At 52.0% G+C, this 9,805-nt stretch carries 13 protein-coding genes and 1 pseudogene; 10 read left to right on the forward strand and 4 right to left on the reverse strand.

What is annotated here, in order from left to right:
- Positions 1–1,124: pseudogene (locus DQ405_RS22635) on the reverse strand (sigma 54-interacting transcriptional regulator); the annotation flags it as partial.
- A 223-nt stretch (positions 1,125–1,347) separates the two neighbouring features.
- Between DQ405_RS22635 and DQ405_RS27205 the strand changes: the two are divergent.
- Together DQ405_RS27205 and DQ405_RS22640 are read left to right on the forward strand one after the other, a co-directional pair.
- Positions 1,348–1,542, forward strand: a complete 195-nt coding sequence (locus tag DQ405_RS27205; protein WP_206678924.1) for a hypothetical protein — start codon at positions 1,348–1,350, stop codon at positions 1,540–1,542.
- The gene (locus tag DQ405_RS22640; RefSeq protein ID WP_206678925.1) at positions 1,496–2,050 is read left to right on the forward strand and encodes a DJ-1/PfpI family protein; all 555 of its coding nucleotides are present in this window, start codon (positions 1,496–1,498) and stop codon (positions 2,048–2,050) included. Before DQ405_RS27205 ends, DQ405_RS22640 begins: the two co-directional genes overlap by 47 nt.
- Before the next feature lie 34 nt (positions 2,051–2,084).
- On the opposite strand, the gene DQ405_RS28710 is transcribed toward DQ405_RS22640, so the two are convergent.
- From DQ405_RS28710 to DQ405_RS22650, 3 genes are read right to left on the reverse strand one after another with little or no spacing between them, the layout of a single operon-like run.
- The gene (locus tag DQ405_RS28710) at positions 2,085–2,540 is read right to left on the reverse strand and encodes an aminotransferase class I/II-fold pyridoxal phosphate-dependent enzyme (RefSeq protein ID WP_446730909.1); all 456 of its coding nucleotides are present in this window, start codon (positions 2,538–2,540) and stop codon (positions 2,085–2,087) included.
- Positions 2,488–3,150, reverse strand: a complete 663-nt coding sequence (locus DQ405_RS22645) for an aminotransferase class I/II-fold pyridoxal phosphate-dependent enzyme (RefSeq protein ID WP_168426225.1) — start codon at positions 3,148–3,150, stop codon at positions 2,488–2,490. Before DQ405_RS22645 ends, DQ405_RS28710 begins: the two co-directional genes overlap by 53 nt.
- Positions 3,122–3,505, reverse strand: coding sequence for a GntR family transcriptional regulator (locus tag DQ405_RS22650; RefSeq protein WP_168426226.1), 384 nt, complete (start codon positions 3,503–3,505; stop codon positions 3,122–3,124). Before DQ405_RS22650 ends, DQ405_RS22645 begins: the two co-directional genes overlap by 29 nt.
- 501 nt (positions 3,506–4,006) lie before the next feature.
- Here DQ405_RS22650 and DQ405_RS28345 point away from each other — a divergent pair.
- The 8 genes from DQ405_RS28345 (at position 4,007) to DQ405_RS22685 (ending at position 9,612) form a co-directional block, all read left to right on the forward strand.
- The gene (locus DQ405_RS28345; protein ID WP_342030440.1) at positions 4,007–4,792 is read left to right on the forward strand and encodes a M20/M25/M40 family metallo-hydrolase; all 786 of its coding nucleotides are present in this window, start codon (positions 4,007–4,009) and stop codon (positions 4,790–4,792) included.
- Positions 4,707–4,988: a M20/M25/M40 family metallo-hydrolase gene (locus tag DQ405_RS28715; protein ID WP_168426228.1), complete on the forward strand. Its 282-nt coding sequence runs from the start codon at positions 4,707–4,709 to the stop codon at positions 4,986–4,988. The genes DQ405_RS28345 and DQ405_RS28715 overlap by 86 nt, the downstream gene beginning before the upstream one ends.
- A complete protein-coding gene (locus DQ405_RS22665) occupies positions 4,985–5,329 on the forward strand; it encodes a DUF485 domain-containing protein (RefSeq protein ID WP_168426229.1) in 345 nt (114 codons plus the stop codon). Before DQ405_RS28715 ends, DQ405_RS22665 begins: the two co-directional genes overlap by 4 nt.
- On the forward strand, positions 5,316–6,095 hold the full coding sequence (locus DQ405_RS28165) for a solute symporter family protein (RefSeq protein WP_168426230.1): 780 nt from the start codon (positions 5,316–5,318) through the stop codon (positions 6,093–6,095). Before DQ405_RS22665 ends, DQ405_RS28165 begins: the two co-directional genes overlap by 14 nt.
- Before the next feature lie 80 nt (positions 6,096–6,175).
- Positions 6,176–7,219 (forward strand): sodium:solute symporter family transporter, encoded by a 1,044-nt coding sequence (locus DQ405_RS28170; protein WP_168426231.1) that lies wholly within the window; start codon positions 6,176–6,178, stop codon positions 7,217–7,219.
- 598 nt (positions 7,220–7,817) lie between these two features.
- On the forward strand, positions 7,818–8,288 hold the full coding sequence (locus DQ405_RS28175; RefSeq protein WP_342030439.1) for an OprD family outer membrane porin: 471 nt from the start codon (positions 7,818–7,820) through the stop codon (positions 8,286–8,288).
- Positions 8,263–8,955, forward strand: coding sequence for an OprD family outer membrane porin (locus DQ405_RS28180; RefSeq protein WP_274597429.1), 693 nt, complete (start codon positions 8,263–8,265; stop codon positions 8,953–8,955). Before DQ405_RS28175 ends, DQ405_RS28180 begins: the two co-directional genes overlap by 26 nt.
- Positions 8,956–8,979: 24 nt before the next feature.
- Positions 8,980–9,612, forward strand: a complete 633-nt coding sequence (locus tag DQ405_RS22685) for a LysR family transcriptional regulator (RefSeq protein ID WP_168426232.1) — start codon at positions 8,980–8,982, stop codon at positions 9,610–9,612.
- Positions 9,613–9,805 lie beyond the last annotated feature (193 nt).

Here is a 9,805-nt window from a genome sequence, read left to right on the forward strand (position 1 = left end):
TCAACAGGATGTCGTTGCCGCGCTCGCGCAGCGGCGGCACCTGCAGGTTGAGCACGTTGAGGCGATAGAACAGGTCCTCGCGAAAATGGCCTTCGCTAACCATTTTTTCCAAGTTGCGGTGTGTCGCACTGAGGATCCTTACGTTGACCTTGACCTCTCGATCCCCGCCAACCCGACGGAAACACCCATCGCTCAGAAAACGCAGCAGCTTAGCTTGCAGATACGGCGACATTTCCCCGATTTCGTCGAGGAATACCGTACCTTGATCGGCCAGTTCCAGCAGGCCAAGCTTCCCGCCCCGTTGCGCGCCAGTGAAGGCGCCCGCGGCGTAGCCGAACAGCTCACTCTCGGCGAGGTTCTCTGGCAATGCCGCGCAGTTCAAAGCGAGGAACGGCGCGTCACACCGACTGCTGATCGCATGACAGGCGCGGGCCACCAACTCTTTACCAGTGCCAGTTTCGCCTTGAATCAGCAGCGGTGCATCGAGCACTCCCACGCGATGGGCGCGAGCCTTGAGTAGATGAATGGGAGGGGAATCACCGAGCAGCGCATCAAACCCATCGGCATGGTCATGGCGCAGCGCCGACAGACGCTCGACGATTCGGCTCGGCTGGTAGAGCGTTATTAAAGCGCCGGCCTCAGTGATCGGCATGGCGTCGAGCAACAAGGTCTGCCCACCGAGGCTAACCTCTCGCATCGGCAAGCGAAAAGCGTGTTCGATCAGCGAAGTCAACAAATCAGAATCATTGAACAGCTTGGCCAGTGACTCACCCGCAGGCTCGCACCCGGACAAAGTAATCAGCGCAGGGTTGGCCAGCAGCACATGGCCGCATTCATCTACCGCCAGCACCGGGTCGGAACTGGCGGCAAGCAACGCATCGAGCTGCAAGTGTCGACGCTGTCCAGGAAGGATGTCGACCACTTTCACCGCCTGCACGCCCTGCACTCCGAGAAGGGCCTCTCGCAACTCTTCCAACACCTCGACACCAAGCGTCGGAGCATCAATGTAAACGTTTCGGCGGGACCATCTCCACAGCATCCAAATTGAAACTTCGCCCGCAAAGCAGGGCTAGTACTTCCTGGGTGATACCAACTCGATCGATGAAAGTGACATGGATGCGCATAGGTGACCTAACGAGGGTGCGTTTGACTTGGCGAAAAGCTGTTATCGATATTCCGGTGTAGTAGCCCGGCCTCAGTGATCTGAGAGGCMAAAGCCTCATGCCGAAATTTCTGGTGCGCCATGGCTGCCGAGCCAAAATTTATTGACAGATAAGACGATAGCCTATAATTGTACTGGTACATAACTCACGTTGTACCACAAACCTTGATGATGTCGGAGCAAGCATGACCATTCCACTAGAAACCCATCTGACTATCGGCGGCCTGATTTTTCCGAACATGGATCAGTGCGACTTCACCGGCCCGTTCGAAGCGTTGGCGCGTGTGCCAAATTCGACCTTTTTGACTATTTGGAAGGACAAGGAGCCGGTTCGTGATCTTTTCGGAATGCTGTTGCTGGCTGACACGACGTTTGGATGAGGCTCCACAACTCGACGTGCTGCTTGTTCCAGGCGGATATGGCCAGGAAGACTTAATGCACGATGAGGTCGTGCTGTCTTTTCTCCGAAAGCAAGCCGCAAACGCAAAGTACGTTTTCTCAGTTTGTACCGGCGCATTGTTGTGCGGCGGGGCTGGACTGCTTGAGGGAAAGCGCGCGACAACCCATTGGACTGCCATGGAAACACTCCCGTATTTTGGAGCCATCCCAAGTGATGAGCGCGTTGTCATTGACGGGAAATTTGTCAGCGCTGGCGGAGTGACTTCCGGGATAGATGGTTCGCTGGTACTGGCTTCGTTGTTGCGAGGAGACACGGTAGCCCAGGAGCTACAACTCTATATGGCTTACGATCCGGAACCGCCATTTCAGGCGGGCTCACCAAAAAGCGCCCCCTCAAATGTCTTGCGCGCGGTCACAGAGCGGGCAGGGCCAATTACGGCCAAGCGTCTCGGAACTGCTCGCGCTTTATCAAGCCGCTCGAGCCAATAAAGCATTGGCCGAAGCGTAGGTTCACGGCGGGGGGTTAGCTTTCTACACGGAGAGCGAGGCGATCAATGCCAACCGAAGTACTTGGTGGCATTGACCGTTTTTTTGCTTCTAGCTCAAGCGGAGAGTGTCGTTGCACTGCGTGGCGCGCAGCGAGAAGTGCGTCAACAAACACAATGCTCTGTTGCGGAGTCATTTTTGAGGAAGTGATCCTAATGCCTGACTGGGGGGCGACACAGAAATCACGCCCCGTACGCACGAGCCAACCAGCATCAAACAGCCGCTCAGCAACTGCACGCTCATCGGCGATGGGTAACCACAGATTAAGCCCTGCACCCCCATGCACGCGAAAACCCTTTTTCCTCAGCAAAGTAAGCAGCGCTGTATGGCGCTCGATATAAGCTGCGCCACCTGTGCTGAATTTTCTGCGCATCGCTGGACTAGTGAGAAGCTGCAGAGCCAAACGTTGCAAGAACGTACTGACCCAGCCCATTCCAACAGCCTGTCTGTTTTTCGAGGCTCTCTATTGTCTGAACGTCCCCAGTTGAAACTGCGAGTCGATAGTCAGGCCCCAAAAATTTGGATAACGACCTGACAACGAGCCAGGGTCCATCATCCCGAACATGCCAAGAGTTGTAAGGGGCAAGCTGTAGAAGGCTGGAATGATCGTCATCTATGAACAGAACATCATCGGCATTGGCAGCGATCTCTTTCAGTGCCAATGCGCGCTCTTTCGAGGTCGAGATGCCGGTTGGATTCTGTGCACGGCTACTAAACAAAACGGCCTTTACGCCCCCATCAAGCGCTGACTGCAAGCTTTCTGGCAGGATTCCGTGCTGATCGAGCGCAAGCGGTACCAGTTCAAATCCCATCAAGCGCGTCAAGGCTAGCAAACTCATATAGCCGGGATCCTCTACACCAACCTTGTCGCCCGGAACGAGCCCGGCCGCGTCGAGGGCGCGCTCGATCAAATCGAGAGCGCCGGCGGAAACAAAAATGCCCTTATCCACGGGTACACCGTCCGCCGAGAAGCATTCCACTGCCCACTTCACGAAGCCTGGGTTATTCCGTTGCTCACCATAAAGGTGATTCTCCAGATTCATACGAGAGAACGCGTCGCGAATATCGTTTTCGTCGGGAAGRAAAGGCTATATCAGGGTTGCCGTCACGCACCGACATCATCTGAGGGAGGCCGGATTCGGACGATGGGCCGGGCGAAGACTGGTTCGCGACGATCGAACCGCGTCTCCCATCAGACACCACCAAGCCTGTCATCTGTAATTGACGATAAGCAACAACCACAGTGTTTTTGTTGACGCCTAGGTCAGCAGCAAGGCTGCGCACTGTGGGAAGGCTTTCCCCAGGCTTAAGACGATCATCCAGGATGGCCTGCTCAATCGCACGCCGAATCGACTCTGCCTTGCCTTCAGCAATTTCATGGGGTTGCAGCTTGAACATACAAATCCTCGACTAACTCTTTGCGATCGCTTAACCCACTCGGGGGATTTTGTTTAGCGAACGACTGACTCCTAGGCACGTAGACATACTCTAACTCGAACTGGGACAAACCTACACACAAAGACGCACCGTTCAGATGCATGAAGCCAAAATGCTAGGACAAAAAAGGTGCACGACTCATGCCTAAGACATACGGTCGTATTTGATGATGACCATTTGTACCTTTTCTGTTGACCTGAATGGCATGCCGCTATAAATTCTGCTGGTACAAAAAATATAACGTACCAGTACATGGCTATTCCTGCCGTCATGTCTAGGTTCGGCTTTCTTGTTTTCCTAACATAGGAATCCCATCGTGCCCCTAAGTCTGCGTGACCCCATAGAACTGACGCGACACCTGGTTTGCACCAACACGATCAATCCCCCCGGCAATGAAGGCGAGCTCGTCAATGCTTTGGAGCTGGCTCTAAACTCATTGGGACTTGCAACGCTGGTCAATCGATTGGAAAGGGACGGTCTAATCTTCTCGCATGGAACGCCACGGCGTCCGGATCGAGATTGTGTTTCACAGGCCATCTCGACACAGTCCCATTGGGGGCTGCCCCATGGACCCAAAAGCCATTAGGTGGCGAGGTGATAGGCGATCGTCTTTACGGTCGCGGCTCTTCAGATATGAAAAGCGGTATTGCAGCGTTCCTTAGCGCGCTGGAAAGATTCAAGACTACGAATGGTTTTATGCCACCAGTCTTGGTCGTACTGACCGCTGGTGAGGAGACTGGCTGCGAAGGGGCCAAGCGCTTATGTGAGCTTGACCTGCCCGGCATGGACGTTGGTGCACTGCTCATCGGTGAGCCCACCTCGAACCGATGTGTTGTTGGCCACAAAGGCGCACTCTGGCTAACAGGCAAAGCAAACGGGAAAACTGCGCACGGTGCCATGCCTGAACTTGGTGATAACGCTATCTACCACACTGTAGATGCGATCCAAAAATTGCGGCAATTCGACTTTGACACTCCGGTCGATCCATTGCTCGGCAATCCTACCTTGAATGTTGGCACGATCACAGGAGGGATGAATGTCAACTCAGTTCCCGACATCTCCGCCTTCACCATCGATATTCGCACCGTATGCGGGATCTCGCATCACGACTTATGCGGCAAGGTTGGAGCCCATATCGGCGATAAAGTGCAGCTCTCAGCGGATGTCGACGTTCCGGCACTTTCGAACGATCTTTTCCAACCTATGGATTCGCCAGGTAACAGAAACTGTCGAGTCAGTTACTGGTGAGAAATCACAGGCACGAACCGTTGCCTTCTTTACCGACGGCCCTGTACTCAGAGAGGTATTTGGCGACGTACCAGCAATTGTACTAGGCCCCGGAGAACCCTCTTGTGCGCATCAAACAGATGAATGGTGCAGCGTGGAGCGCATTCATGAGTGCGTAAATATTTATTCCAGAATTCTGGAGGACTGGCAATCGTGAACACCATTCATCAAGTATTCCAAGCGGATTTACGGATGGGCGAAAAATCGTCAGCAGTCGATTCATTCGAAAAGTGCATGGCTGAGAAAAATAGAATGTTGATAACGCTCAGCGCGGTCTTCTTCACTTACTATTTTGCTTTCATCATCGGTGCAGGCTGGTTTCGAGATATCTATGTATTACCGCTGATTGGAGGGCTTAATATAGGAACTGCCTTTGCATTGTCGCAATATTTCTTTGTTGGAGGTCTCGCGTTGATTTATGCATATCGCATGAAGCGCATTGATGCTCAGATAAAGTTGTTTGCCAGCACCTGGAGAGCAGACCATGAACATAATTAAACACTGTACTGCCGGATGTGGCGTTATGCTAATAACAGCCCATGCAAATGCAGCAGATTTGGTACCAGAAGAATACAAGCCTCATGCGTTTTCTGCGTTTTTGACGGTCATTTTACTGACGCTAATCATCACATGGCTGGCTTCAAAGCAAGGAAAAAGCACCCGTGATTTCTACACCGCTGGCGGAGGAATCTCTGGGGTTCAGAATGGTTTGGCGATTGCTGGCGACTATCTATCTGCTGCGGCGTTTCTTGGGGTGTCAGGTCTAATCGCACTCTATGGGTTTGACGGCATCATTTACCTTGTAGGTTTCTTTGTAGCATTAATGCCTGTTCTTTTATTTGTTGCTGAGCCATGTCGAAATCTTGGTCGCTATACATTTGGCGATGTACTTGCGTATCGTTATGACTTTCGCACGTCTAAGATCCTGGCCGCTACGTCAAGCGTGGTAATTGTAATTGCTTACATGATCCCCCAAATTGTTGGTGGCGCGGTCTTGCTCTATGCCTTGCTAGGCGTGAAGTATGAGGTTTCCGTCGTCGTCGTTGGGGTACTGATGCTCGCATACGTTACACTTGGCGGGATGACGGCAACAACTTGGGTACAAATTATCAAGGCTGGCCTGCTGCTTACCGCTTGTGCAGGGCTAACAATTCTGGCGCTTTTACCGTTCCATCTCAATATCGCAGCCTTTTTCGAGTCGCTGATAAATCAAACTACGCTATTCGATTATCTTGCCGCATGGTCGCGCACTTGTTACGGGTGAGGATGCAAAGCTCGTCACGAAAACATTCTTCGAGCCGGGCTTGTACCTGAAAAACCCAATGGAGCAAAGTTTCGTTAGGTTTGGCGCTTACGCTCGGTACCGCCGCATTGCCTCATATTCTCATGCGTTTTTTCACTGTTCGTGACGCACAAACCGCACGTAAGTCTGTGCTGTGGGCCATGCTTGCGATTGGGGCATGTCATTTACTCATAATTTTCCTGGGCTTCGCCGCGGCTTATTATGTGGGAAGCTCGAACATCATCGCTGGTGAGAAAGGCGGCAACCTGGCAGCTCCGTTACTGGCGCAGTTCCTCGGAGGCGGATCACTTACGGCATCAGGCAACATACTGCTTGGCCTAGTAGCTGCAGTTGCGTTCGCTACAATTGTTGCGGTCGTTGCAGGATTAACCCTCGCAGCTGCATCGTCGCTGGCGCACGACATCTACGTAGGAGCAATCAAGAAGGGCGAAGCTACAGACCGGCAGCAGATGATTGCAGGGAAACTTGCAGCGATTATTGTAGGTGCAGTTGCTATTTTCGCGAGTCTGTTAGCCAAAGGGCAAAATGTGGCACAGTTGGTCGCACTTGCTTATGCCGTTGCAGCATCTGCCAACCTTCCCGCTTTGATAGGTACGCTTTACTGGAAACACTGCAACATATTTGGTGTTATCTGTGGAGTACTTGGTGGAACGTTAACTGCAATAGCTCTTGTACTCGTTTCGCCTAACATGCAATACCCATCGGCCATTCGAGCAGATACTACGTTAGCTATGAATAACCTAACTGAGGAAATTCGGACGCTAAAACTGCATCTTGATGAGCCAAACCTCAACCAGAACGAAATCGATGCTCTTACTTCAAAAATTTCCAAGGCACGCGTAAATCTACAGGCGAACAAGGATAAATTTGACGCTACTGGCACACAAACAACAAGTTTGGTTGGTTTGGAAAAGCCGCTGATCAGTTTGAGAAACCCAGGAATAATTTCTGTTCCACTCGGCGCACTCTTTCTAGTGTTGGGATCTTTGCTCTACCGGCGGCGGATAGATGCTGATGAAAAATGGCGGGCTTTAGTGTTTCGACGTGACAGTGGTATAGGAGTGGAAGAGGCTGTTAATCATTAACATGATCTAATATGTTTCATTATTGTACTCTTAGCGACAAAAATTACATGGAAGTTGTTGTAGTGTGCGGTAGCTGAAGGGCCGCATCCCCAAAGCGCACCACAACCGCACGCTTGTATTACCACTTGGCATCAATGCTGGCTCCCGAATCCTTTAAGGAGCCAGCACCTTTTCGCGCGTCTCGACACACAAATCAAAACTTGTCTAAGCAATTATTTCGGATTCATCACACCCTAAAGGCAAGTGGCAGCTGATTTGACTAATGCTATAGGTTTATAAGTAAAAACTAGAGGCTTATAACTCACGCAATAGAGCCAATCACTGAACCGGTGGAAATGAATCTGGGCCAAGAACACAACTATAAAAACGAGAGGAGCTTCAAAATGAGCAAGTTCACCTTGACCCTAGCCGTGGCTGCGGGGGTTTTGACGCAGCAGGCAGTCGCTGCAGGCTTCATCGAAGACAGCAAGGTATCCGTCAGTTCGCGAACCATTTATTACAACGCCGATGCTCGCGAAGGTCCGAGTACTCCTGCTAACAATCAGCGAGAAACCGCTGAGGGACTCAAGTTCGATTTTCCAGTCAGGCTTCACCCAAGGTGTCGTCGGTTTTCGGTTTTGACGCCCAGGCGCTGGTCGGTATCCATCTGGACGGTGGCAAGGGCCATCACCCGGACAATAACTCTTTCTCTCCTAGCGATTCTGATGGCTCGGCAGTGGATGAATGGAGTCGCCTTGCGGGCAACGTCAAAGCTCGCTTCTCCAAGACAGAGGCCCATTACGGTAGTGGTCTGCAGCCAAACATGCCGATCCTAATTGCGAACGACACTCGCGTGCTGCCACAAACTTTCGAGGGTGGCACCGTCACCTCGAAGGAAATCGACAACGTGACCTTCAACGTGGGTCAGTTGGAGCACGCGACAGGTCGCGCCTCGAGCAACAGCACCGGCCTGGCGGTGAATGGTGGTACCCAGGAAAGTAACCAGTTCCGTTATGCCGGTGCTGACTGGAAGGTCACCAAGGACCTGACGCTGCAGTACTACTATGCGAAACCTAGAAGACTACTATAAGCAGAACTTCCTTGGCTTGGTGCACGTTTACCCGATCAGCACAAACCAGTCGTTCAAGACCGACATTCGCTATTTCGATAGCAGTTCCGATGGCAAGAACGGCGATCCGGGTTACACATTCAATAACAACGGTGGGTTCGCCAAGAACCCAGGCGAGGTCGATAACAAGACCTGGAGCGCCATGTTCACTTACACCCTAGGTGGCAACGCCTTCCTGGTCGGTCATCAGCGCGTCAACGATGACGGCGGCTTCGTCTATTTGAATCAGGGAAGCCTGCTCAATAACAGCGGCCACAATTACGGTGCCGGTGGTGCAAGTTTCTACCTGTTCACCGACGCCATGATCAACAGCTTCGTCCGTGCCGGTGAAAACACCACTTTCGGTCAGTACACCTACGACTTCGCCTCGCTGGGCATTCCAGGCCTGAAGGCTTCGGCCGCCTATCTGCGCGGTGAAAACATCAAAGCTACCAATGGAATAGGTAACGACCAATCCGAATGGGAGCGCGACCTGCGCGTTGATTACGTGATTCAAACAGGAGCGTTGAAAGGGTTTGGTACGACATGCGTCACGGCACGTATCGTGGCGATACCAATATCAGTGCCCAGGACCAGTACCCGTCTGATCTTCAATTACACCTACAVTTAYACCTACAGCTTTATGTAATCGGCGTCTCTGCGGGAAAAAGCCTTGCCTTTTGGTGAGGCTTTTTTTTCGCGCAATTTTTTTGTTCCAAAAAGCTTCGGCCTGTTTCAGGACCTTTGTGCTTTGTCCTACTCAATCTGTAACCGAGGGTACTCTGTGTCTCTAGACCATCTTAACTGGAACGATCTGAGGATCTTTCTGGCCGTTGCGCGAACTGGCAACTTGCTGAAGGCAGCACGCAAGCTGAGCATCGACCAATCCACGGTCAGTCGGCGCGTTGCTCAGCTTGAATACGTTCTTGGCGGCAGCTTGTTCGAGCGAAATCACATGGGGTTTGCTCTAAATGGATTTGGCGGAGAATTGCTTGAGTCGGTGCAAGAAATGGACAACGGCTTTGTGGCGCTGACCGCAACGCTTGAACGGAGATCAAATGCTCTGCATGGTCCAGTGCGCATTGGCACCATGGAGGGCATTGCATCGCTATACCTCAGCAGCAGATTGGTGGACCTCAATCGTGAATTTCCAGCCATAACTGTCGAACTTGTCACCTCTGCGCAGCAGCTGTATGTCTCTCGTCGAGAAGCTGATGTATTTCTGGGCTTTTTCAAGCCTCATGGAAAAGGCCTCGACACTGAGCATATGGGGCGGTTTTTCACTCCATCTGTATGCTGCCCCTAGCTATATCGAGCAGTACGGCGCCCCTGAGAACGCCGGGGAATTATCTCAGCACAAATTTGTGGGCTATATCGGTGATCTGATTCATATCAATGCTGTTCGTTGGCTTGAAGAGGTAGTGGATAAACCGACTTATGCTTTCCAATCCTCCAGCATGCTCGCGCAAATGTTTGCTGCCGCGGCGGGCGTCGGAATA

The sequence above is a fragment of the Pseudomonas sp. SST3 genome (assembly GCF_003325755.1).